This is a genomic window from Lapidilactobacillus achengensis (assembly GCF_003946655.1).
In the GTDB taxonomy this organism is placed as follows: domain Bacteria; phylum Bacillota; class Bacilli; order Lactobacillales; family Lactobacillaceae; genus Lapidilactobacillus; species Lapidilactobacillus achengensis.
On sequence record NZ_RHOV01000007.1, the window covers coordinates 1 to 22,443 of the forward strand.

A 22,443-nucleotide genomic window follows, 5' to 3' on the forward strand; every position below is an offset into this window, starting at 1 on the left:
ATGTCGAAACTCGTTCGACTTGCATGTATTAGGCACGCCGCCAGCGTTCATCCTGAGCCAGGATCAAACTCTCATATAAAAGTTTGAGTTAGACTCAATTTTAAATTCATTAACTAGCGAATTGACTTCGCAAATGTTCTTTGTAGATAGCGACCGAAATCGCTATCGACCCTGCACATTTATCGAAACTTTGTTCAGTTTTCAAAGGTCTACCTTGTCGCAAAAGCAACTTTTATATCTTAGCACGTGGTCATTTCCTTGTCAACAGCTTTTTTTGAAAAGGTTGTTAGGACAATGAATGAAGCGCTTCGACGTTTGCTATTTCGCAACAGAAACTATCTTATCAATTTCAAAGACATTCGTCAATACGAAATTTCAAAAAGCCGTCATTTTTTTGAAAACGAGATCGGAATAACAGCGAAAAAAGCTTAGCTATGCTTACTCTGCCGCCGTTGTGGCTGTCTTTCAAAATAACTCAAGGATTCACCGATCCATTTATCCCGTCGCGCTGCAATTGGACGGAAACCACTATTTAACCGATGATTTGTCCAAAAGTGGGCCTTACGCCGATACTTGACCAGATAGGGATCTGGCTTTAACGCCCGAAGCGAGAGACTGATTTTCTGCGAATACTCGTCCACATCCAACACCAAGACCTTGATCACATCGCCGATTCGGACAATATCATGCAGATCTGTAACGTAACTATGGGTACATTCCGAGATATGAATCAACCCCTGGGTCTGATCGTCCAATAGAACAAACACGCCGTAGGGCTGAATGCCGGTCACGCGGCCAGGCAAAATATCACCAATTCGATATGCCATTAGCTGTACTCCTTTCAAAAAAATACCAATCAACTATCCTCAACCCGCAATTGTCTGCCTATTAATGTCTGATGAGTCCATTAAGAGAAAGACCGCGGCGCTGATCTTGATTCGAACGACAAGCCGAGTTGCCGCTCACTTTACGATTGATTGAGCCACTTGATTGCACCAGGTCAGTTCGCGCCAGGTGCGGCAGCGACTGGCTGTCCGGCCGTCGTTCCTGTTGGCCAAGTGTCATCATACTAGTTTCTATTCTAACAGGATGCGTCTGTTTCGCAAAGCGGCAACCTGGCAAAAATCGTTGAAACCACTCAGATAAATTCAATCCGGCAGCTTTCAGGACGAGATAAATGTGTTAAAGTAGATGCACAAGCAGTCAGCCAATGGATCGACCATTGAAATTGACCGTTGAATCAGATTAAGGATGCGTGAAAAATTGACACATAAATATGATTTGACCATAATTGGCGGCGGGCCCGTGGGACTTTTCGCCGCTTACTTTGCCGGAATGCGCAATGCCGATGTCGCGATCATCGAAAGTCTACCCCAATTAGGTGGCCAAGTTGCCGCGCTCTTCCCAGAAAAGATGGTTTACGATGTCGGCGGCATCGCCGGGATCAAAGCCAAAGATCTGATCAAGCAGCAAGAGGCGCAATTGGCTCTCTTTCCACCTAAGATTTTCTTAAAAACGGAAGCGCAGACGATCGAAACAGACGATGATGGCGACTATGTCATCACCACAACACAAGGTGACTTGCACACTCGCGGCATTATCATTGCGATCGGGACTGGCGCCTTTGCCCCGCGGCGCTTGGCTTTCGACTACGACCCGGCGTTAGAAACAGCGGGTTATCTTGACTATTTCGTTCAAGACCTTGAAACTTATCGTGACCGCGATGTAGTCATTGCCGGTGGCGGTGACTCCGCCATTGATTGGGCGCTGGCCCTGGCGCCGATTGCGCAACACGTGACGCTAGTTCACCGCCGCAATCAATTTCGCGGTTTAGAATCCAGCGTGACCAAGCTGGAAGAATCTCCGGTCCAAATCAAGACCCCTTACTTGATTTCTCAATTAGCAACGGCGGCCGACCAACTGGTGATTGATCTCAAGAAGGTCAAAACCGATGACCATGAACAACTGCGGGCGGATAAGCTGATCGTCAACTACGGCTTTACTGCTGATAGTCGGGTTTTGCGGCAATGGGGCTTGGAACTGGCGGGAATGAAAGTCAAGGTCAACACGCAAATGGCCACCAACCGGCCGCGGATCTACGCGATCGGTGATGTGGTCACCTACCCTGGCAAACTGGATCTACTAGCTGTGGGTTACGCCGAAGCACCGATCGCGGTGGCCACCGCCCTGCAAACAATCTACCCCGAGAAAATCCAACCCGTTCATAGTACCAGCCTATTTGAACACTAGCCGGCTGGCCTTAAGTTCACTGGGTCAAATGGTGCTCTTTGCGGTCGTTTCCCCGATGGTCACGTTTCTTCAAGCACTGACGATATCTATTTACAGGCTTCAAGCGTATCATGGTTTTAATGGTTTTTAGCGTATCATGATTGGTTAACTGATTTTAGCTGAACAGATTGGACTATCTGAAAGAGGGAAAATTATGGAAACTGAACATTCGATTCTTTATCGCCATGTAATTGAGCTTCTGGCGCAACGTGGCGTGACCATCGCCGACATCGCCGACTTGGTGATTTTTCTCCAACGGGATTATATTCGGGATCTGACCACTGCCGAAGCGCTCAAAAGCGTCGAAATGGTCTTACGCAAACGCGAAGTGCAAAACGCGATGATCACTGGGATCCAGTTGGATATTCTGGCCGAGGAAGGTAAATTGGAGGAGCCCTTGCAAACGATTCTAGCTCACGATGAAGGTCTGTACGGCGTCGATGAAATCATGGCGCTCAGTATCGTCAATGTCTATGGCTCGATCGGCTTCACCAACTATGGCTACATTGATAAAGTCAAACCAGGGATCTTGGCTAAACTTAACGCTCATGAACCCGGCATTATTCATACTTTTCTTGATGATCTTGTCGGCGCGACCGCCGCGGCGGCCGCTAGTCGCTTAGCCCACGCTCATCCAGAATTGGAAGATGACGTCGATATTTTCAAAACTGAATAGTCAATTTTGACCAAGCAAAAAGCTTATTTGTCCGCCAACATCACGGTGGACAAATAAGCTTTTTTGAAACGTGCTCACCACCCCAGCTTCTTCCGCTTAGATACGCAAACCTTCTGGAGGCATAGCCCCGCCTCCATAACCTTTGCTAGGCTAATGCTCTGAAGCTACCCGGGGTGGTTCCCACTCTTTTTTGAAACGTGCTACTGGCAACTGACTTTTCCGCTTAGCGACTTAATCGTTGCCGCGCGCGATAACCGCGAATGATCGTGACCACAAGCATCGCCTCAAAACAGACAAAGGCCAAAATAAAACAATGGGCAAAGAAGGCTTCAGGTAAGACCATGATCACGGGATCCGTTTGGGGATCAAAGAGCCAATTATTGTTGTTGAAGAACAGGTGGTGAAACGTCACGAAGAATTGGTCAAAATCCAACGCTGCCAAACCACCTACGACAACAGGTAATAAAGCGACTACCCAAGCAGGATAGTAAAGGCTTTCCACTTGTCGCCGCCACTGCTCACTACGAAAGAAGACCACCAAGCCAGGTAGACTCAGCAATAATAGCAGCCAAGCCAGCAGAAACAATTGCTTAACGTCGCCAAAGTGTTGCGCCCCGGCAACCGACGTGGGGAAATCACGCATCCGCAACGGTTGCACCCAGGGAAAATTCAAATAGGCCATCAATTGGCGATAATTACCAAATAACTGTCCTGAGGTGAAGCCATACTCGGTCAATTTGAGCCAGTGAATCTCACCCCAATATAAGGGAAAACTGCCTAAAAGCGTCAGCCCCACGGTGCCCGCCACCAAGCCGACCAGCGCCGACAAAGTAAGCCAGATCCGTTTGATCACCGCCCTGATCATAGTTGCCACTCATCTAACGAGTTGATTTGATAAGTGGGTTGTTGCGCTTTGGTGGCGACGACTGCCGGTTTGCTGACGCCAGTATAAACCAGCAGCTGGTCCACATTGGCGTTGATCCCGGCGCGAATGTCGGTTTCATAATTGTCGCCAACCAACAAAACTTGCGCCGCTTCCCGCCCTAAGACACTGAGCGCCGCCTGCACGATGATCGGTTCCGGCTTGCCAATATAAGTCGCCGTTTGCTGGGTGGCCCGCTCAACCATGGCAATCACTGAACCCGCTCCGGGGACCAAACCGTGCTCATTGGGCAGATTGGTGTCCGCGTTCGTGCCAATAAAAGTCGAACCTTGGCGAATCGCCAAGGTGGCCACTTCAAATTTATGATAGGTCACATCGTAATCTAGGCCGACGACCACATAATCAGGATCTGTTTCATTCAAAACCATCCCTGCATCCAGCAACGCCGAAACCAGCCCTAATTCACCGATCACATAAACGGATTTGCCGTGAAGATCACCATGATTCTTCGCTTTTAAGTAGCTGACCGTGGCCAGAGATGGTGTATAAATTTGATCCGGGCGAACGCTGATTTGATGATTGTCGGCCAGGTTCTGAACCACCGCGGCTGGCGTCTTGGTGGTATTATTGGTCAAAAACAAAAACGGAAGCTGCGCCGCTTGTAATCGTTCCACAAATCGGCGCGCCGCCGGGATTTTCTCGGAACCGCGATAAACGGTGCCGTCTAAGTCAATCATATAAGCTGAATATTGTTTCAAAATAAGAACTCCATTTTTACTTGATTTGGGTGGATCAGACCGCTGCCGACGACCTACTTAGGGGGTTGGTCAAGGTTGCGGATGTGAAAGCGATGTTGCTTCGGCTGACTTGGCGCTTTCGCCGCGGCGGTAGGCTGATTCGAACGCTTGGAACTAGTCGCCCCGTTGGACTGAGTTTCCGCGCTAGGCTTGTTGTGATGATCCCCTGGCACCTTGTTTTTCCCTGAATTTCCGCGGGAACGTGGACGCCGCTTTTCAGAGGTGCGACCCTTGCCTTCATCACTGCGCGAGCGCCGTCCAGTTGGTGCGGTTCCCGCCGGTGCATTGGTAGTCGCAGAGGTGCCATTGTTGGCTTCCGCCCGTGACCCTGCTCCCCGTGGCGTGTCGCCGCGGCGATTGTTGCGGCGGCGGTCACTCTTGTTATTCGCACTGCTGCCGCGAGCACCGGAAGAAGGTGCAGGCCGCTTCTTGCCTTTGCCGTTCTCGGCATTGTTGTTACTGTTCCGTGGTCGTTGGCGGCGCCGAGTTTCACGTTCAGTGGTCACCGTGCTCGGTCCAACCCGTTGGATCACGAAAAAAGCACAGCCAAAATTGCAAAATTCGATCAGGTAATCTTCCAAACTGGAGATTACTTGATCGCGATTAGCATTACGATTCTCATCCACGTAAAAGCCGCGTAACCGCAACTGATCGAACCCCCAGTCGCCGACAATATAATCGTATTTCCCAAGGATCGGCTCAAACCGTTGGCCCAAGCGCTCCGGCTCAAACCCATCACGATAGTTGGCCAGCAATTGATAGCGGCGCGGCCCTATCTCCAAATTCTCCGGGTCCAACACTTTAACGCTGACCCCACGATAATCAGGGTCCTCTTCATGTTTCAAATTAAAGATTTGAGGTTGGCCTGTTAGTGGTGCCAAGCCAATTTCATCAGTGTTCACACAAAACGCTCCTTTTAAGATCTACGTGGCGCAACGCCACTTTTTCAAGCTTAGATCGCGGCCTGAACCTACTTGGACAGTCGCCACAGTGGTCAAAGTGCCCAACGGGGTTTGGACCTCGCCCAACAAACAGGTATAATATCATCAGACCGCTCGGCAAGTGGCCGTCGCCGCAATCAGTGGGCTATTCGGCAAGGATCGCCAGCGGCCGACCTGCCCAGTGGCGCAAATCCGGTTCGCAGCTCGCCAATCGCAGCTAGCCAATATGATTGGCCCGCAAGATCTCGGCCACCGCGGTTTCGATCTGACCGGTCGGCTTGACCCACTCGGTCCAAGTCGTGAAATCTTCCGCCGGCATTTGGTAGGTGTCATTGACATAACGTTCATAGACACCGACAGCATTGGAATGGGGAATGTTCAGCTGCAGGATGCGCACGCTTTTGATCAGGCCTCGAACCGCCGCTAGCTCGGCGCGACCATTCATAAACATATTCGCGATTTCGTAATATTTACTACCATCATTCCGCGTGATCTGCTCAATGAGATCCAGCGTTTGATATTTTTCAGCCATTTTGGTCCCTCCAGCAATAGTTTAAGTGTATCATGTTTTAGAAAGAACGGGTATCATCTCACCATAATTCCCCTGCAACTCTCATTCCAAATAAAGTTAGGTGTTCATTATCAGTTCGATCCGAAAAATAAGCCAATTGATATTTTTGCTAACCTTATGGGTAGTCCTCAGCGCCTTCGTCGTGGTGGGACACCGCGGCGATCCGCTCAACGCGCCGGAAGAAACCCTGGCCAGCTTCGACTCCGCCTTCAAAAATGGCGCCGATTATGTCGAACTGGATCTCCACGTTTCCCAAGACAATGTATTGGTCGTTTCCCATGATCGTAATTTAGCCCGGATCACCGGACATGACGCCATCGTTTCGCAAACGCCCTGGGCGCAAATCAAAACTTTCAAGCAGGCCAATAGCGAACCAATGCACAGTTTAGACGAAATATTCGCCTATTACCAGAAGCGACCAGAGACTAAATTTCTAATCGAAACCAAGAAAACGAAAAAAGGAAATCCCAAAAATATGGAAGATCTCCTAGTGGCGAGCATTCAGCGCTATGGGATGGGCAACCGTGTGATGTTCCATTCGTTTTCATTGATCAGCCTCCAGAACTTGAAAAAGAGCCTCCCCCAAGTTCCCCGTATTTTCATCGCCGGCACCTTGAAGAAAATCAATTTCGAAGTTCTCCAAACTTCCACGGGGATCAACATTTCCTCAGAGCTAGTGGATGCTAAATTGATTCGCCAACTCCATGGTCTAGGTCAGAAAGTTTACGTTTGGGCCCAAATGACCGAACATTCCAGTCAATGGAACTGGCTGGTCAATTTACCGATCGATGGGGTGGTCACCAATTATCCCCGAACTGGCAACTTATATCGCAACCAGAAACTGGACGCCAAGATCAAGAAGGCTGATTTCACTGGCGCCTTGGTCACCGCCAAGCCCCGCACCAGTTATGAGAATCCGTATAACTTAAATCTGATCAAGGCCAACGCTACCCCACTGACCAGCTACCACGCCCAAAACTATGTCATCAGCCAAGGTATCCCTTACTATCAAATTGGATCCAATCGTTTTATTGAAGCGGCCGGTTTTAATTCAGCAACGGCCTTACCGTTAACGCAGCTTTATTTACAACAAAGCTTCTATTTACCGGCGACCAGTCACCAGCGGCAATTGGCCGACAACCCCTTCGCGCCGCGGCCCACTGGTCGGTATCTCCAAGTTGACCAGCGCTACCAGATCACCGCTGTGCAGCTGAACAACACCACCCTTTGGTTTCAAGTCGCCGGGGGTTGGATCCGGGCGCAATTAGGATTAACGCTGTTCACCCCAGGGAGCCAGGCGGCCGCGCTTTATCAACGATTGCCAGCAAAGGACAAGCTAGCGATTCCCTACTGGCCCGCCCGTTTCTCTTGGCAAGCGCAACCGACACCTCCGGGAAGGGGCCTTCAACTAACCCGTAATCGGCTCCGCTTATTACTGGCCCAAATCAAGTAAAAGTTAGAATCGTAAGTTTTTTCAGTTAAAGCAGTGGTCAAAGGACCCGTGAATTCGTTATAATCGAATCATGGAGTCAACATCGCAAGGAGTCTGACAATGAATTTGAATGACTGGCAAGACGAACCAACCGTTCCTTCAATCGATCACGCCGCCCTGGTTCAAACCGTCGCGGCGACTTTACCTAATGACGCGACCATGACGCTGATCACCGAACTCTTCAAAGTTCTCGGTGATCAGACCCGCGCCAAAATTCTCTACGCCTTATATGAATCCGAATTGCGGGTCTATGACATCGTAGCGATCCTGGGCCTATCGCAATCCAGTGTTTCCCATCAATTGCGATTGCTCAAGCAGGCGAAATTGGTCAAGTTTCGAAAGAGCGGCAAAGAAGTCTACTATTCATTAGCGGATGATCATGTGATGACGATTTTCAAACAAGTCATTGAACACATCAATGAATAATTCTAGAAAAGAGGTACCTCAATGGTAGATTGGTTAAAAGAAGCCCAAGCGCGGCAGGATGACTTGCTGGCGGACTTAACGAGTATTTTGGAGATTCCTAGCGAGCGCGCTACAGAACACGGCACTTCAGACTATCCGCTTGGCCCCGGACCAGCGAAAGCTTTGGCCAAAATGTTAGCGATCGGTGAGCGGGACGGTTTTGTCACCAAAAACGTGGAAAATGTGGCTGGCCGGATCCAATATGGCGCCGGTTCAGAAATCTTTGGGTTATTGGGGCATATGGATGTTGTCCCCGCAGGTCCTGGTTGGGTAACGGACCCCTTCAAGCCAGTCATCAAGGATGGCAATCTGATCGCCCGCGGCAGTTCCGATGACAAAGGGCCTGCCATGGCGGCTTATTACGCCCTAAAAATCATCAAAGAACTGGAACTACCGGTCAATAAGCAGATTCATTATATTTTCGGCACCGACGAAGAGAGTGAGTGGGTAGGCATCGATCGTTATCTGGAAGTCGAACCAACGCCAGATTTCGGCTTCTCGCCAGACGCGGAATTCCCGATCATCAATGGTGAAAAGGGGATCGCCTCCTTCAAGGTGACTTTCAAGCCGGAACTGGCCACGGCAGGTTCGCGGGAATTAAGCCATTTTCAAAGTGGGATTCGCGCCAACATGGTGCCGCAAACCGCGGTTGCCATTGTCAAGGGACATGATCTAGACCAACTGGGGACTGCTCTAACCACCTTCGCCGCGGAAAACGACTTGATCGCCGACGCCGAAATCCAAGACGAGCAGGTTAGTTTGACCCTGACCGGCAAAGGCGCCCATGCCCAAGAACCTCGGGATGGCGTTAACGCGGGCACTTATTTGGCCCTGTTCTTGAGCCAACAAGCCTTAGATCCAGCCGGACAACAATATGTGCAAACCATCAGTCAATGGCTGCACTTGGATTCCCGCGGCGCCAAATTAGGAATCGCCCACACAGACGAACTGATGGGTGAATTGACTGCTAGTCCTGATATTTTTGCGTATGAGGCTGGCCAAGGTGGCACCGTTCTGATCAATGTCCGTTACCCGCAAGGCACCAACGCGGAATTGATCAACCAGCAAATTGAACAACAAATCAACGCGGCCAATGTGACTTGTCAAATCGAAGGCCATGCCCAGGAGCCTCATTATGTTTCAGGTGAGGATCCATTGGTCAAAACATTGCTGGCCGTTTATGAGCGGCAAACGGGCCAACCAGGTCATGAACAAGTGATCGGTGGCGGCACTTATGGTCGGATCCTGAAACGTGGCGTGGCCTTTGGCGCTCAATTCCCGGGCCAGCCCAACGTGATGCACCAAGCTAACGAATTCATGCCGATCGCCGATATCATCAAAGCAACCGCCATTTACGCGGAAGCGATCTACGAACTCGTGCGTCCCTAGTCAGCTGACCCGAGGTACCTAGAGCTAGTGCACGCAGCGCCAATTAAAAAACGTCGATTCTCCCACACTGCGCACTGAAATGAGCGCGTGCTGGGGAGGATCGACGTTTTTTTGATGGTAAGGCTTGAATTGATCAACGATAGACTACTTTGAACCGTTCGCACACGACTAAATCATCTTCATTGAAATGATGATGGGCCGCCGCGGCCTGATGACTAAAGAATTGCCAATGGACTTCACGCCAATAGGTCAGGCTTAAATCACCTTCGCCTTCCAAACGGGCGTGTTCGGCGGTCACGCTAGCGAAGGGCACGACTTCCACCGCAGTTGTTTCAATGATGCAGCTAGGCACCTGCGCCCCATCAAGGATCACACTAAAATCACCCACCTGCGGCAGTGGTTCGTTCGTCCAACGATATAATTGGTAAAGCGAGGCTGTAGCTTGTTTCGTCCCAGCCAGAACCAAGGCCAACAGTTCATCGGCCATTGCGCGACTATTGCCAAACGACCACGCCTGATGGGCCTGATAATCCGTTTTAACGCGCGAATCGGCCTGACGAAATTCATTCCAGTAGTCCGCTGCGGTATTTTTTGTCATGGGGTCTCACTTCCTAATAACTTAAGTCTAGCCGATTTACTTGGAAAAAACAACGGGTACCAAACCAACTGGGACAGCCGCCAAAATAGACTGGATCTCAGCGTTCACTTCACCCACTCAATCAGCAAGGCAGCACCGGTGCAGCAACGAATAATGGTCGGGTCAACATCGCCAGCGTTGTCGTGCTGTTTAAGGTGGCGCAACCGGAAAACGGAGCTGATTTCGATCAGCAGTCGCATTTGTTCTGTGCTCAAACATAGGTCAACTTAACAATCTAATGACAGTTTGCCCGATTTCGCCCATTTTTCTTAGGAAATGTTATATAATTCTGAAGAGTATCTAATTAAAGGTGGCGCTATACTTGAACGAGCCTCAAAACTGGTGGCAGAATCTTCTGGAGCAAATCAAACTCTACAGCCGACGACTCGGTGCTTTCCTGAAAAAACAAGGGATCGCCCTGAGCGCTTTTTTGCGGAAGAAATTCGGCCAGATCAATTTCAGCCGTGACTGGCGCTTCAACGTCGATGTGGGGTTACAAACCCTACGACGGTTGGTGCTATACTTCATGTCCTTCCTCTTTATTCTCGGCGCGCTCGTGCTTGGACTGGGCTTAGGCTATTTCAGTGGCTTGATGAGTCATGAGAAGGTTCCGTCATACAATAGCATGAAACGGCAAATCGAAAATATCAACCAATCTTCAGAGCTTTACTTCGCTAAGGACGTCAAATTGGCCAGCGTCAAAAGCGATTTGATCCGGACACAAACCAAATCGGGTCAAATCTCCGCGAACTTGAAAAAGGCCATCGTCGCTACTGAGGATGAGGATTATTATAATCACGCCGGCGTGGTGCCGAAATCTCTGGTTCGCGCTGTTTTGGCCGATGTGACTGGTCTAGGCACGCAGACTGGGGGCTCAACCTTGACCCAGCAATTGGTCAAGATGCAACTTCTATCATCGGAAACAACTTGGCGGCGTAAGGCTGTAGAAATCATGTTGGCCCTGCGGATCGATAAGTATTTCTCCAAGGATCAGATTTTGGAATCCTATTTGAATGTGGCAACTTTTGGCCGTAACAATGCTGGCCAGAATATCGCTGGCGTAGAAACAGCGGCCCAAGGGCTCTTCGGCACATCAGCCGCGAAACTTAGTCTTGCCCAAGCTGCGTTCATCGCCGGTTTACCCCAGAGCCCGTCGATTTATACCCCCTATCGGCAAGACGGCACCGTCAAGAAAGACCTCACTTATAGCATGAAGCGCAAAGATGTGGTTCTGTTTCGGATGTACCGGCATGGCGACATTACCAAAAAAGCCTATGAAGACGCCAAGAAAGTCGACCTCCGTAGCCAGTTCCAGAAGCCAACGACCGCAAGCACCTCAACAACTAAATACGGCTATATGTACAATCTGCTCATGTCCGAGGCCCGGGAGATCCTGATCAAGCAATTGATCAAGCAAAATGGTCGTAGCGTTAGTAAGGTCGAGAAAGACACCCAATTATATAATCGCTATTGGGAAAGTGCGGATGAACTGTTGAAGCAGAAAGGTTATCGGATCGACAGCACCGTCAACAAAGACCTTTATGATCAGCTGGAAAGTGTTACGAAGACGGCCAGTGTCAATTTTGGTCAAACTTACACGGAGACCGCCTACGATGATAATTTGAAAAAGGAAGTCACGATCACCGAAAAGGTCCAACCTGGGAGTGTGGTTTTGGACAACAGCACTGGCGCCGTCTTAGCCTTTGTTGGCGGTCAGGACTTCAATGAAAATCAGATCAATCATGCGTTCAGTACGAAACGTTCACCAGGTTCTTCCATCAAACCTCTGATGATCTATGGACCGGCTATCGAGAACCAAGTGATCAATAGCCAAACTGCCCTCGCTGATTTTCCACGAGCATTCGGCAATTACAAGCCTTCTGATTATGGCTCCACGATCCAGAACCGGTTTGTGCCGACCACCGAAGCGTTGGAATGGTCCTATAACTTGCCAGCAGTCAATCTTTATTATCACTTGCGCAATAATACGCGCGTTGACGTCAGCACCTACATGAAGAAGATGGGTCTGGACCTGACCACCGATGAGTATTCCCAATTAGGGTTGGCTTTAGGTGGGACCAAGGAAGGCTTCACCGTCGAACAAAATGCCGCAGCTTTTGCGACCTTTGCCAATCAAGGCAGCTACCTCAAGCCTTATGTGATCAATAAGATCACCGCGCCCAATGGTAGTGTGATCTACCAGCATAAGACGAAGAAAACCAAAGTCTTTAGCGCCTCAACTTCTTATATCATGCAAGAAATGCTGAAGAAAGTCGTTTCAGCCGGAACCGCCGCCAACCTCTCGTGGCAGTTGAACTTCAATACGAGCAACGTTTATGGTAAGACCGGGACAACGAATGATTACCGCGACAATTGGTTCGTTGGTTCCACCCCGGGAATCACCATGGCCACTTGGTTGGGTTATGACAATTTCTATGGTAATGTTCACAACCTGAGCTCTAATGCTAGCACGATCAACACCACTTATTGGGCGCAACTGGCCAATGCAATCTATCAACAGGACGCCAGCTTACTGAAACTAAATCAAACTACCAGTAAACCCGACAATGTTCAAACCCATACGGTCTTAGCCAATACCGGGACCAATAGCGGGACGGTTTCTTATCAGGGACAGTCGATCGCCGTCACAGGTAATCGCGTTTCGGCGCTCTTTAATAATCATGGACCAAGTAATATTAGTGCCCAGTTCGGCATTGGTGGCACCGCGGCCGACTACAAGCTCTTCTTCGATTACTTGCAAGGAATCAAGAACAATTATGGTGTCATCCTGCATCTCGATGCCAACGGTGACGTCATTGAAAGTAGTACCAGTACCACGGATGAAACCGAAACCGAAGACGAAGAAAACGAAGAAGAAACAGCTGGCAATGAAGAAAATGAGGATGAAACTACGGACCCCGAAAATGAAAACGGGGCCAACAGTAGCTCCACTTCCAGTAGCAGTTCAACTGCAAACTCCAGCAGCAATACCTCCAGCAGCGCCAATAGTAGCTCGACGGTCACCCCTGAGACCCCGGCAACACCTTGACCGCGAACTCTAGCAGAAACGGGTAACCAAAACCACCACCGAATGAAAACTTCGGTGGTGGTTTTTGCTATGTCAATATCTGCTATTTACCGAGACGATCAGCGAATCGGTGGGGACGACGACGCCGCTGACAATGACCCGCCCACAAAAAAAGTTTGCCAACGCTTTGCACGTTGACAAACTCTTCCAAACAATTTGATAACTACACGGTGATACTTTCAAGCGAGTGACGTTAAGGCGCTACCCAGCCAAGCTGGTGCTTCACTAAGCAAGACTTGCCTTGGTCCCTACTTGGTTGAACTCCGCGTGATGATGCTATGCGGTAACAAGACCGTCTTCTGCTCGATCTCTTCCTTGTTCATCATCTTGGTCAATAACCGCATCGCTACGGCCCCAATATCATACAGCGGTTGCGCGATCGAAGTCAGTTTCGGCCGAACGATTTCTGTTAACATGGTGTTGTTACTGGTAATGATTTCGAAGTCTTCAGGAATCCGCGTATGACCATCATTGGCCCCATTCAAAAAGCCAACTGCCAATTCATCGTCGGTAATCACGGCGGCCGTCGCACCAGAGCGCTTCACCGCGTCCCAGATCGCTTCGCCAGCGCGATAGCTATATTCCGTTTCGAAAACCAAACTCTCATCGTAGGCGATCTTAGCTTCACTCAAGGCTGCTTGATAGCCCTTCAACCGATATTGACCATTGATCGGGTCAGTCATTGCACCGGTGACGAAGGCAATATGTTCGTTACCCGTTGACAATAAACGTTGCGTCGCCTCTTTGACCGCGGCGACGTAGTCAATATTGACACTGCCTAATTTATCCAATGGATCCACTGTCCCGGCCAAGACCACTGGCGTTTTGCTGCGCTCCAGCTCCTTGCGGGTCGAGTCAGATAAGTGCGGCCCCATGAAAATCAAGCCGTCGACCTGCTTGGCCAAAATACTCTCCAAGACGGTATCGACCTTATTCTTAGCCGCATCAGCGCTCGCTAAAATAATATTATACTTATACATCGTGGCCACATCGTCAATGCCGCGCGCCAATGACGCATAAAAGATGTTGGTCAAATCGGGGATCAAGACCCCGACCGTTGTTGTCCGGTGACTGGCCAAACCACGGGCGACCGCATTCGGACGATAATCAAGTTTCTCGATAACTTTCAAGACTTTCTCACGCGTATCTGGTCGAACATTAGGGTTGCCGTTAACAACTCGCGAGACCGTGGCCATGGAAACACTAGCCTCACGTGCGACATCATAAATTGTAATTGTTTGTTTTTCCATTAGTAGATCTCCCTGTTATTTTCATATTCCTAGTTATTAATTTAGCACTGTATAATCATAAATGCAAACGTTTTTACAATTTTCTTCTGAAAATAAACCGTTTTCACTAGATTGGCTTTCATATTTTTTTCATTTGAGTTGTGCTGAATTATGGTATACTGAAAGCGAAGTCTTATTGAAAGGAAGCCCTATCATGACAAAACTGGAATTATTGCAACAATGGCTCCAAGAACAGCAATTGGATGTTATTTATATCAGCGATCCGAATAGTGTCGCTTACTTTACGAACTTTGTTTCTGACCCCCACGAACGGATCCTTGGCCTCTTCGTTTTCGCCGATGCCCAACCGTTCCTCTTCGCACCGGAATTGGAGGTCAATTCGGCGAAGAAGGCTGGCTGGACCGGTGATGTTTATGGCTATCTCGACCACCAGCACCCCTTCGCGATGATCGCGGACCTGATCAAACAACGGGCCCAGCAGACCACCCACTGGGGCTTAGAAAAAGATAGTTTACCAGTCCAACGTTTTGAAGCGGTTCGGGCCCAGTTCCCGAACGCGGACTTCCCAGGTAATGTGTCGCGCTTCGTTGAACATCTGAAATTATTCAAAACCCCTGACGAAATCCGCTTGATGGAAGAAGCCGGTGAGGAAGCTGATTTGGCTTTCTCGATTGGTTTCAACGCGATCCAACAAGGACGCACGGAACAAGAGGTTGTTGCGGAAATCGAATACGGGTTAATGAAACAAGGCATCATGGAAATGAGTTTTGACACGATCGTCCAGGCTGGGGCCAATGCTGCTAATCCTCATGGTGGCCCTGAAAAGGATCCCATCGTGGGTAATGAAATGATCTTGTTTGATCTGGGAACTAACCACAAGGGCTACATGAGCGATGCCAGCCGGACCGTGGCGTTTGGTCAACTGAGCGACAAACAGCGAGAGATCTACGATGTTTGTTTAGAGGCCCAACTGACTGCCCAAGACGCGGTCAAGCCAGGCTTGACGGCGGCAGAATTGGACGCCATCGCTCGCGATATCATTACCAAGGCTGGTTATGGAGAATACTTCATCCATCGTTTGGGTCACGGGATCGGTACTTCGACCCATGAATTCCCTTCGATCATGGCGGGCAATGAACTAGTCTTACAGCCAGGAATGTGTTTCTCGATTGAACCAGGTATTTATATTCCTGGATTTGCTGGGGTGCGGATCGAAGATTGTGTCCATGTCACTGAAAATGGCGCCCAAGCCTTCACGCATACTTCTAAGGAACTGAACCACATCCCGCTACATTAATTACAAAAAAATGAGCGCCAGTCTAGGTAAACAAATGAATCCAAATGGATCAATTGGAATTAGATTTTTGCTGAATTTGTCAGGACACTACCGACAAGTTTAGATCATCTAATTGGTTGGTCAAAATAATGGATGAAACTGATTTTTCATATGAAAAATCAGTCGTATCAATGGCTTGTCTCTCTTTTGTCCTTTCAATCGCTAGTTAGATAAATAAAAAAATGGACGCAACTTCCTTCGCACTTTTGTGAAAAGGAAGTTTGCGTCTATTTTTAACTTTTGCTTCAGGAAGCTGAACTTAGAACTTTTTGTCATGCAAATTGATCCTACATAAAAATCCCAGCCACTAGCTGGGATTTGAGGTCATATCATTGAAATTTCCTTGGTTGCGGCGAAAACATCGTCGTTTTCGACTCCCCTTTTTCTGCTTGATGACACCTATTATCAAAGGGTTAGCGCCTAAAAAACCAAGGTTATGAAATTCCGCTGTTGAAAAACATCTTCTCACCGGAAGTTCTGGATCTTTTTGGGGATTTCTGCCGGTCAATCAAAGCAAACAGCTTATTTCTCGGTTGGGTTAGCCCCTAATTTGGGATCTGTTTCGTCAAAGCTAAACTTGTCATTCTCTGTTGTAGCGGCTTCGTCAGCTTTGTCTTCAGACTCAGCCGGTGCTGCTGGTTCGGTTGCAGCTTCCTGCTCGTCCGCCGGCGCTTGCTCAGCATCAGCAGCTTCCGCAGCGTCTTCGTGGTCATCCTTAGCTTCTTGGAAAGCAGACTGGCTGTCCAGCACGATGTCATCGAAATCGTCGTTGTCTGCGCTAGCATGTTCATCAACCGTGGTCTTCAATTGTTGGGAAACATCACTTAACTGCGATTTCAATGATTCAGTCGCGTCTTGAAAGTTGCTGATCAACTGTTGGAACTTCTCGTTAGAAGTTGAAACCGCGGATTGTAGTCCTTCATGTTCATGTAAGACTTGGTCAACCTTAGCCGCAGCATCTTCCCGCCAATCAGCGGTCGCGTCGCCTGCGACTTCGTAAAGATCGATTGCTTTTTCCCGCGCGCGATCGCATTTCTCAGCCGCTTTCTTACGGAGATCAGCGGTAGTTTCCGGTGTTAATAGTAACGCTGCGCTGGCCGCGGCCACGCCACCTACGATCAAACCTAATAGAAAATGTCCATTCTTTGCCATGATAACGACTCCTTTGTCTATTGATCTTCCTTATTACGTGATAACAATGAACTCAAAACGCGTCGGCCAACCCCGACTTTAGCGACCGTGCCACCAGCATTGGTGATTTTGGCTGCCAAATTCCGTGACGAGGCATTGAGATCGGAAACCGACTCGCCTAAATCACCCATGGCTTTAAAAACAGGATCCAACGTGGCGACTTTCTGATTGACATCACCTAACAAGGTGTTGCTCTTGACCAACAGTCCCTCGACCTCATCGGATAACGTATTGACGTCCTTCGTCACAGCCTGTAAGGATTGATCAACACTACCCATCGTCTTCTCGACATTCTTCATCACTTTGCTTAATCGATTCAGGAAGACCGCTGTGAAAATAACCAGAATCATGAAAGCTCCAGCTGCGATCAACCCAGCAATTTCTCCACCAGACATCATTAACCTCCTCTGAATTACAAAATCATGTACGTTAAGCATAGCACCAATGGCGACCCTAAGCAATTAGAAACCAATAAATCGCTTTTATAAATATTGGGCCGGTTGGGCGCCGCTTTCGTCGTCACCGTTTGAAATAAGGCGCGCAATCTTCATGAGGATTTGCTAAAATAAAAAGATAATCCACCATCAAGGAAAAAGATTTGCTAGAATAAAGACTGAAACTAAATTTCTGTCGTAAAAGGAGTCGGATTTACTTTGTCGAAACTGAATCTCTTTGCCAAATTTGACTGGGATGAAATTGGGACCAACATTCTGACGAAAGGTCTGCAGCTGATCCTCGTTTCAGTGTTGTTTTATTTGATCAATTTCATTGGTCAGAAACTGATCAGTAAGGGAATGGATCGCTACAGCCGGCTTGAGCAGACCTCGACGAACCGCAGCCAAACCCTGAAATCACTGCTAAAGAACATCTTACGCTATACTTTACTGTTGTTTTATATTTACACCATCCTGAGCATGATCGGTATCCCCGTGGGTACCTTAGTGGCTAGCGCCGGTGTCGCCAGTTTGGCCATTGGCTTAGGCGCGCAAGGCTTTGTCAACGACGTGGTCACGGGGTTCTTTATTTTGTTCGAGCAACAATTCCAGGTGGATGATTTTGTCAAAATCGCCGAAGTCAGCGGTACCGTTGTTGCTGTCGGTTTGCGCACGACCGAATTGCGGGGCACCGATGGCACGCTCCATTATATTCCCAATCGCAACATTACCATTGTTTCGAACTTCTCTCGGGGGCATCGCCAACAGATCATTAGCTTGAACATTACGGCTGAGACCGATCTGACGCAACTGGCGCAGATCTTAGAAACGGTCAACGCGCGCCTGTACCCACAAACCCCCGAATTGCTGGCGCAGCCCCAATTGTTGGGCACCAACACCACCGCTAGTGGCAATCTGGTTTATCAAATCTTAGTCACGCCGCAACAGGGTGCGGAATTGCCGATGCAGCGGCTCTTGCTGGATCATTACTTGCCAGCTTTGCAGGAAGCTGGCATCAAGCTGCCGCGCAATATCATTCAGTTGGGCTAAGGCTCACAGCCGCTTCAGGTCAGCGCCAGAATCTAGAATAAATGAATGACCCCCAAAGGTTGACTGACAAGCCAACCTTTGGGGGTCATTTTTACTTTGATGTTGCCTGACGTGGCTCGCGGCCAGCGTCACCGCGGATTAAGCTTCTTCGACGGCGGGATCATCTTTGGCGATGATTTCATATTGTTGCTCAATATTGTGAGCCACATAGTTAAAGGCCTTCATCATTTCCCGGCGAGTTAAGATTCCTTGGAAAACATTCTCCCGATCAACCACCGGCAAGAAAGGATTATCCACCAATAAATGTAACGTTTGATCCATATCAGCATCGACTTGGATCGTATCGAAATTCGTTTGCATCACATCCGCCACGGTCATTTTGGCAATGGGATCGAAACTCAACTCTTCTAAACCAATCATCGCGTCTGTGATCATTGGCATGGTCAACAAACCAATAATATGCGAATCCGCATCTAAAACAGGAATCTTAGAATAACGAACCTTGGTCAAAACTAAGAACGCGTGCGTCAAAGGGTTGCTGGCCTGGACTTGCGCCACCCGATCAGCTGGGATCAAGAACCCCGTTTGTTTCTTTAACAACATCTTATCAATCGATTTTGCAATCATTATCTAAAAATCCTTTCTGACTTCCCCACTTTTATTATGACACAGATTGCTTGTTCTGCCATTACCAAGTATAATATTTATTTGTATCTCAACTTTGGAGGATAAAAATGACATATTCACTAATGACGCGCTTAGCGGCAGAATTTATTGGTACAGCAATTATGGTGATCTTGGGCAATGGTGCGGTCGCCAACGTTGATTTAGCAGGCACCAAGGGCGAACATGGTGGTTGGATCTTGATTTCTTTGGGCTATGGTGCCGGGGTCATGATCCCCGCATTGATTTTCGGCGGGATCTCGGGCAACCACATCAACCCCGCTTTCACCTTGGGGCTGGCAACCTCAGGACTCTTTCCTTGGGCAGAGGTCCTGCCTTATTTGGGCGCGCAAATGTTAGGTGCCTTTTGTGGCCAGGCGGTTGTGGTTTTGATTTACAAGCCACACTATGACATGACCACCAATCCTGAACACATTTTGGGTACCTTTTCGACGATCGATGCGACTTCCAGTCGACTCAACGGTTTCTTCAACGAGTTTGTCGGCACCTTTATCTTGATTTTCTCAGCTTTAGGGATCACCAAAGCGCCGTTCTTCAAGAATGACTTGGGCACCGCGCACTTGGCGCTGGGCTTTCTGGTGATGACCTTGGTGGCCTCTCTGGGTGGTCCCACTGGTCCAGCCTTGAACCCCGCCCGGGATCTGTCGCCACGGATCCTGCACGCACTCTTACCGTTGAAGAACAAAGGTAAGTCCGACTGGCGTTACGCTTGGATCCCGGTACTGGCCCCGATCCTGGCTGGTGTTTGCGCCGTGTTCACTTATAAGCATCTCTTCATGTAAGCACGCCAACCCACGACGTTGCTGCAATCATTTCAGATGAAAACTGCCCTGCCGACATTGGCGGGGCAGTTTTTTTGCCAGCGAATCAGCGTGTGAAACTGAAGTGAAGTTCTGGAACGGGTTGTAAGGCCCGATCATAATACTGAACGGTGATGGTGGTGGGGGTCGTTTCAACCAAGGCATAGGTGCCGCCTAGTTTGGCCCATGGTCCTCGGGGTTGACTGATCGAGCCCGGATTAAGCAGCAGAAGCCCCGCGACCATCTGACAATCCAGATGATGGGTGTGCCCGTAAAACGCTAGCGTTGCTTGGTGTTCTTGGGCCAATAATTGGAGCTGTAACAGATCATAATTGACCCCCAGCAAATGGCCGTGAGCGACAAAGATCCGCTCAGGCCCAACAACAGCACTGGCCGTTTCGGGTAAGTCGCCGCCGAAATCCATATTGCCGGTCACGATCAGAAACTGCCGACGTAAACTATCTGCCGCGGCTAATTCTGAATCGCCGCAATGAACCATGAGATCGACCTGATCTTGATAATGCTGCACCAATTTGGTCAAAATCCCACGATCACCATGACTATCACTGACTACTAAGATTTTTGCCATCAGTTTCGCTCCTGTTCTTGCCACCATGCTTGCCATCGCGGCATCAAATTACGAATCGCGGCGCCACGATGACTATATTTAGTCTTTTCGACCGCGGATAGTTCCGCGAAAGTCTTGGTCAGCTCGGGTAAGTAAAACAAGGGATCATAACCAAAACCGTCCACGCCGCGCGGCACACTAAGGATCTCACCAGCAACATCGCCAGCGACGACCAAATCGGCGTCCGGGCGGCCGGGCCAAGCCAAGACCAGCGTACTGTGGAAGTTGGCCTGCCGTTGTTCTGGTGCCACCCCGCCTAATTCCGCCAACAAACGCGCATTATTAGCGGCGTCATCGTGGTCGGCTCCCGCATAACGCGCGGAATAAACCCCTGGTTGACCGTGTAAATAATCGACTTGCAAACCGGAATCATCGGCCAAGACAACCTGGTCTAATACTTGGGCGAAATGATCGGCCTTCAAGCGCGCGTTGGCTTCAAACGTCCGCCCCGTTTCTTTGACTTGATCCAGCTGGGGGAAATCGGCCAAGGTCTTGATCTGCCAACCCGCTGGTTCGAAAACAGCTTTAAACTCCCGCGCCTTGCCTGGATTATTCGTGGCAATCACTAATTCATGCTTCATGCGTTGGTCTCCTCCTTTTGAAACGTGTTCGCCACCCCAGCTTCTTCCGCTTAACTACGCCTGGCTTCCGGAGGCTAAACCCTGCCTCCAAAAGCCTGGCTTGGTTAATGCTCAGAAGCTAACCGGGGTGGCTCTCACTCTTCCTGCGTCACATTGACTTGTTGCGCCTTCAAATCCCGCAAATCCAACCAGTCTGACGCGATCTGATCGAACATCTTCGGTGAAGCCGTGGTGTAAAAGTGAGCCTGACCATGGTGAGCCAGATTCTGGTTGGTGATCTCGAAATAGTCCAGCAAGACCGACACCTCAGAAACCGCCTCGGCGCCAGAATCGATCAACTGCACCTCGGGCCCAAGAAAGTCTTGGATCAACGGGCGCAAAAGCGGATAATGCGTACACCCTAGAATCAAAGTATCAATGCCGCTGCCGACAAAGGGCTGCAGCATTTCGGCCACGATTTTTCGGGCGATCGGGCGATTATATTGGCCACTTTCGACTAAGGTCACAAACTTGGGGACGGCTAAACTCAGGACCTGTAATTGCGGATCACGACGCTGGATCGCTTGCTGGTAGGCCGCGGACTTGATGGTCCCTTCGGTGGCGATGACGCCGATCCGGCGGTTCTTGGTAGCCTTGATCGCCGCACGGGCACCGGGCAAGATCACTCCCACCACCGGAATCTGCAACTGTGGCTTGATTATTTCAAGCGCATCGGCGGTCGCGGTATTACAGGCGAAAACAAGCATTTTAATATTCTGTTTCAACAGAAAGCGGGTCAATTGCCACGTAAACGCCTGCACTTGCTGCGCGGGCCGCGGACCATAAGGTAATCGTGCCTGGTCACCGATAAAGACAATATCTTCATGCGGTAACTGGCGCAGGGCTTCTTTAACGACGGTCAACCCGCCGACCCCAGAATCCAAAAAACCAATTGGTTGCTTATTCATTTGCGATCCCTTCAATTTTGACTTAGCCTTTATTGTCGCTTTTTTTGACTGATTTTTCAAGTCTTGACAACGCGATCCGGTCCGATTTCCTTCGTAAATCATCGTGAGAAACAGCCAACCAGGTGGGATCGTCAGACAATCGGCCAGCGCGGTCGCCGCGAGTTGGTAACCGAATCCCCTACCAGGCTGGCTAACCAACACCAATGAACACCGCAAGTCCACACGCCATAAAGTTGGCCGCCAGCACTTTCTCGCTAATTTTTGGTAAAAAGCACTTTTTCTTGCCCGCCATTCCGGTAAATCAGGTATAATTG

At 49.4% G+C, this 22,443-nt stretch carries 23 protein-coding genes and 1 rRNA gene; 9 read left to right on the top strand and 15 right to left on the bottom strand.

Annotated features, from left to right (window positions below; all coding sequences use genetic code 11):
• Together EKM94_RS12570 and EKM94_RS05465 are read right to left on the bottom strand one after the other, a co-directional pair.
• Positions 1-79: ribosomal RNA gene (locus tag EKM94_RS12570) — 16S ribosomal RNA — on the bottom strand; the annotation flags it as partial.
• Positions 80-428: 349 nt separating this feature from the next.
• Positions 429-827 (bottom strand): CvfD/Ygs/GSP13 family RNA-binding post-transcriptional regulator, encoded by a 399-nt coding sequence (locus tag EKM94_RS05465; protein WP_125598686.1) that lies wholly within the window; start codon positions 825-827, stop codon positions 429-431.
• A gap of 424 nt (positions 828-1,251) precedes the next feature.
• Here EKM94_RS05465 and EKM94_RS05470 point away from each other — a divergent pair, with 424 nt between their 5' ends.
• Together EKM94_RS05470 and EKM94_RS05475 are read left to right on the top strand one after the other, a co-directional pair.
• On the top strand, positions 1,252-2,250 hold the full coding sequence (locus tag EKM94_RS05470; RefSeq protein WP_125598689.1) for an NAD(P)/FAD-dependent oxidoreductase: 999 nt from the start codon (positions 1,252-1,254) through the stop codon (positions 2,248-2,250).
• Positions 2,251-2,443: 193 nt separating this feature from the next.
• Positions 2,444-2,965 (top strand): phosphatidylglycerophosphatase A family protein, encoded by a 522-nt coding sequence (locus tag EKM94_RS05475; RefSeq protein WP_125598692.1) that lies wholly within the window; start codon positions 2,444-2,446, stop codon positions 2,963-2,965.
• 223 nt (positions 2,966-3,188) lie between these two features.
• Here the strand turns inward: EKM94_RS05475 and EKM94_RS05480 are convergent, their stop codons facing one another.
• The 4 genes from EKM94_RS05480 to EKM94_RS05495 form a co-directional block, all read right to left on the bottom strand.
• Positions 3,189-3,830, bottom strand: a complete 642-nt coding sequence (locus tag EKM94_RS05480) for a TIGR01906 family membrane protein (RefSeq protein ID WP_125598695.1) — start codon at positions 3,828-3,830, stop codon at positions 3,189-3,191.
• Positions 3,827-4,585 (bottom strand): TIGR01457 family HAD-type hydrolase, encoded by a 759-nt coding sequence (locus EKM94_RS05485; RefSeq protein ID WP_125599003.1) that lies wholly within the window; start codon positions 4,583-4,585, stop codon positions 3,827-3,829. The genes EKM94_RS05480 and EKM94_RS05485 overlap by 4 nt, the downstream gene beginning before the upstream one ends.
• A gap of 74 nt (positions 4,586-4,659) precedes the next feature.
• Positions 4,660-5,547, bottom strand: a complete 888-nt coding sequence (locus EKM94_RS05490) for a YutD family protein (RefSeq protein ID WP_225422168.1) — start codon at positions 5,545-5,547, stop codon at positions 4,660-4,662.
• Between the two features lie 256 nt (positions 5,548-5,803).
• Positions 5,804-6,118 carry a hypothetical protein gene (locus EKM94_RS05495; protein ID WP_125598701.1) on the bottom strand — a complete coding sequence of 105 codons (315 nt, stop codon included), beginning with the start codon at positions 6,116-6,118 and terminating at the stop codon, positions 5,804-5,806.
• A gap of 145 nt (positions 6,119-6,263) precedes the next feature.
• On the opposite strand from EKM94_RS05495, the gene EKM94_RS05500 reads away from it, so the two are divergent.
• From EKM94_RS05500 to pepV, 3 genes are all read left to right on the top strand, one after another.
• A complete protein-coding gene (locus EKM94_RS05500) occupies positions 6,264-7,610 on the top strand; it encodes a glycerophosphodiester phosphodiesterase (RefSeq protein ID WP_225422169.1) in 1,347 nt (448 codons plus the stop codon).
• Positions 7,611-7,808: 198 nt separating this feature from the next.
• Entirely contained in the window at positions 7,809-8,075 is a 267-nt protein-coding gene (locus tag EKM94_RS05505) for an ArsR/SmtB family transcription factor (protein WP_225422173.1), read from the top strand.
• Between the two features lie 21 nt (positions 8,076-8,096).
• Positions 8,097-9,503, top strand: coding sequence for a dipeptidase PepV (gene pepV / locus EKM94_RS05510; RefSeq protein ID WP_125598707.1), 1,407 nt, complete (start codon positions 8,097-8,099; stop codon positions 9,501-9,503).
• Between the two features lie 133 nt (positions 9,504-9,636).
• Here the strand turns inward: pepV and EKM94_RS05515 are convergent, their stop codons facing one another.
• Both EKM94_RS05515 and EKM94_RS12345 read right to left on the bottom strand, forming a co-directional pair.
• Entirely contained in the window at positions 9,637-10,101 is a 465-nt protein-coding gene (locus tag EKM94_RS05515; protein WP_125598711.1) for an ASCH domain-containing protein, read from the bottom strand.
• A gap of 104 nt (positions 10,102-10,205) precedes the next feature.
• Entirely contained in the window at positions 10,206-10,355 is a 150-nt protein-coding gene (locus EKM94_RS12345; RefSeq protein WP_164511121.1) for a hypothetical protein, read from the bottom strand.
• A 107-nt stretch (positions 10,356-10,462) separates the two neighbouring features.
• Between EKM94_RS12345 and EKM94_RS05520 the strand changes: the two genes are divergently transcribed.
• Entirely contained in the window at positions 10,463-13,189 is a 2,727-nt protein-coding gene (locus tag EKM94_RS05520) for a transglycosylase domain-containing protein (RefSeq protein WP_125598714.1), read from the top strand.
• Between the two features lie 287 nt (positions 13,190-13,476).
• Here the strand turns inward: EKM94_RS05520 and ccpA are convergent, their stop codons facing one another.
• Positions 13,477-14,478: a catabolite control protein A gene (ccpA, locus tag EKM94_RS05525; RefSeq protein WP_125598717.1), complete on the bottom strand. Its 1,002-nt coding sequence runs from the start codon at positions 14,476-14,478 to the stop codon at positions 13,477-13,479.
• Positions 14,479-14,671: 193 nt separating this feature from the next.
• Here ccpA and EKM94_RS05530 point away from each other — a divergent pair, with 193 nt between their 5' ends.
• Positions 14,672-15,775, top strand: coding sequence for an aminopeptidase P family protein (locus EKM94_RS05530; RefSeq protein WP_125598720.1), 1,104 nt, complete (start codon positions 14,672-14,674; stop codon positions 15,773-15,775).
• 561 nt (positions 15,776-16,336) lie between these two features.
• Here the strand turns inward: EKM94_RS05530 and EKM94_RS05535 are convergent.
• Together EKM94_RS05535 and EKM94_RS05540 are read right to left on the bottom strand one after the other, a co-directional pair.
• Positions 16,337-16,966 carry a YtxH domain-containing protein gene (locus EKM94_RS05535; protein ID WP_125598734.1) on the bottom strand — a complete coding sequence of 210 codons (630 nt, stop codon included), beginning with the start codon at positions 16,964-16,966 and terminating at the stop codon, positions 16,337-16,339.
• Positions 16,967-16,983: 17 nt separating this feature from the next.
• The gene (locus EKM94_RS05540; RefSeq protein WP_125598737.1) at positions 16,984-17,400 is read right to left on the bottom strand and encodes a DUF948 domain-containing protein; all 417 of its coding nucleotides are present in this window, start codon (positions 17,398-17,400) and stop codon (positions 16,984-16,986) included.
• Between the two features lie 258 nt (positions 17,401-17,658).
• Here EKM94_RS05540 and EKM94_RS05545 point away from each other — a divergent pair, with 258 nt between their 5' ends.
• Positions 17,659-18,489 (top strand): mechanosensitive ion channel family protein, encoded by an 831-nt coding sequence (locus tag EKM94_RS05545; protein ID WP_125598740.1) that lies wholly within the window; start codon positions 17,659-17,661, stop codon positions 18,487-18,489.
• 138 nt (positions 18,490-18,627) lie between these two features.
• Here the strand turns inward: EKM94_RS05545 and cbpB are convergent, their stop codons facing one another.
• Complete coding sequence (cbpB, locus tag EKM94_RS05550) at positions 18,628-19,116, bottom strand: cyclic-di-AMP-binding protein CbpB (protein WP_125598743.1); 489 nt, start codon at positions 19,114-19,116, stop codon at positions 18,628-18,630.
• Between the two features lie 107 nt (positions 19,117-19,223).
• On the opposite strand from cbpB, the gene EKM94_RS05555 reads away from it, so the two are divergent.
• Positions 19,224-19,955 (top strand): MIP/aquaporin family protein, encoded by a 732-nt coding sequence (locus EKM94_RS05555; RefSeq protein WP_125598746.1) that lies wholly within the window; start codon positions 19,224-19,226, stop codon positions 19,953-19,955.
• Positions 19,956-20,040: 85 nt separating this feature from the next.
• On the opposite strand, the gene EKM94_RS05560 is transcribed toward EKM94_RS05555, so the two are convergent.
• The 3 genes from EKM94_RS05560 to racE form a co-directional block, all read right to left on the bottom strand.
• Complete coding sequence (locus EKM94_RS05560) at positions 20,041-20,562, bottom strand: YfcE family phosphodiesterase (protein ID WP_125598749.1); 522 nt, start codon at positions 20,560-20,562, stop codon at positions 20,041-20,043.
• Positions 20,562-21,182 (bottom strand): XTP/dITP diphosphatase, encoded by a 621-nt coding sequence (locus EKM94_RS05565; RefSeq protein WP_125598752.1) that lies wholly within the window; start codon positions 21,180-21,182, stop codon positions 20,562-20,564. Before EKM94_RS05565 ends, EKM94_RS05560 begins: the two co-directional genes overlap by 1 nt.
• A gap of 134 nt (positions 21,183-21,316) precedes the next feature.
• The gene (gene racE, locus EKM94_RS05570) at positions 21,317-22,129 is read right to left on the bottom strand and encodes a glutamate racemase (RefSeq protein ID WP_125598755.1); all 813 of its coding nucleotides are present in this window, start codon (positions 22,127-22,129) and stop codon (positions 21,317-21,319) included.
• Between the last annotated feature and the right edge of the window lie 314 nt (positions 22,130-22,443).

Bases quoted from the DNA above. Each gene is read 5' to 3' on its own strand.
- EKM94_RS05505 (WP_225422173.1), top strand. From the start codon at position 7,809: ATGACGCTGATCACCGAACTCTTCAAAGTTCTCGGTGATCAGACCCGC.
- ccpA (WP_125598717.1), bottom strand. From the start codon at position 14,478: ATGGAAAAACAAACAATTACAATTTATGATGTCGCACGTGAGGCTAGT.
- racE (WP_125598755.1), bottom strand. From the start codon at position 22,129: ATGAATAAGCAACCAATTGGTTTTTTGGATTCTGGGGTCGGCGGGTTG.
- EKM94_RS05495 (WP_125598701.1), bottom strand. From the start codon at position 6,118: ATGGCTGAAAAATATCAAACGCTGGATCTCATTGAGCAGATCACGCGG.
- EKM94_RS05555 (WP_125598746.1), top strand. From the start codon at position 19,224: ATGACATATTCACTAATGACGCGCTTAGCGGCAGAATTTATTGGTACA.
- EKM94_RS05540 (WP_125598737.1), bottom strand. From the start codon at position 17,400: ATGTCTGGTGGAGAAATTGCTGGGTTGATCGCAGCTGGAGCTTTCATG.
- EKM94_RS05475 (WP_125598692.1), top strand. From the start codon at position 2,444: ATGGAAACTGAACATTCGATTCTTTATCGCCATGTAATTGAGCTTCTG.
- EKM94_RS05470 (WP_125598689.1), top strand. From the start codon at position 1,252: ATGCGTGAAAAATTGACACATAAATATGATTTGACCATAATTGGCGGC.
- EKM94_RS05465 (WP_125598686.1), bottom strand. From the start codon at position 827: ATGGCATATCGAATTGGTGATATTTTGCCTGGCCGCGTGACCGGCATT.
- cbpB (WP_125598743.1), bottom strand. From the start codon at position 19,116: ATGATTGCAAAATCGATTGATAAGATGTTGTTAAAGAAACAAACGGGG.
- EKM94_RS05530 (WP_125598720.1), top strand. From the start codon at position 14,672: ATGACAAAACTGGAATTATTGCAACAATGGCTCCAAGAACAGCAATTG.
- EKM94_RS05560 (WP_125598749.1), bottom strand. From the start codon at position 20,562: ATGGCAAAAATCTTAGTAGTCAGTGATAGTCATGGTGATCGTGGGATT.
- EKM94_RS05515 (WP_125598711.1), bottom strand. From the start codon at position 10,101: ATGACAAAAAATACCGCAGCGGACTACTGGAATGAATTTCGTCAGGCC.
- EKM94_RS05565 (WP_125598752.1), bottom strand. From the start codon at position 21,182: ATGAAGCATGAATTAGTGATTGCCACGAATAATCCAGGCAAGGCGCGG.
- EKM94_RS05485 (WP_125599003.1), bottom strand. From the start codon at position 4,585: ATGATTGACTTAGACGGCACCGTTTATCGCGGTTCCGAGAAAATCCCG.
- EKM94_RS05535 (WP_125598734.1), bottom strand. From the start codon at position 16,966: ATGGCAAAGAATGGACATTTTCTATTAGGTTTGATCGTAGGTGGCGTG.
- EKM94_RS05480 (WP_125598695.1), bottom strand. From the start codon at position 3,830: ATGATCAGGGCGGTGATCAAACGGATCTGGCTTACTTTGTCGGCGCTG.
- pepV (WP_125598707.1), top strand. From the start codon at position 8,097: ATGGTAGATTGGTTAAAAGAAGCCCAAGCGCGGCAGGATGACTTGCTG.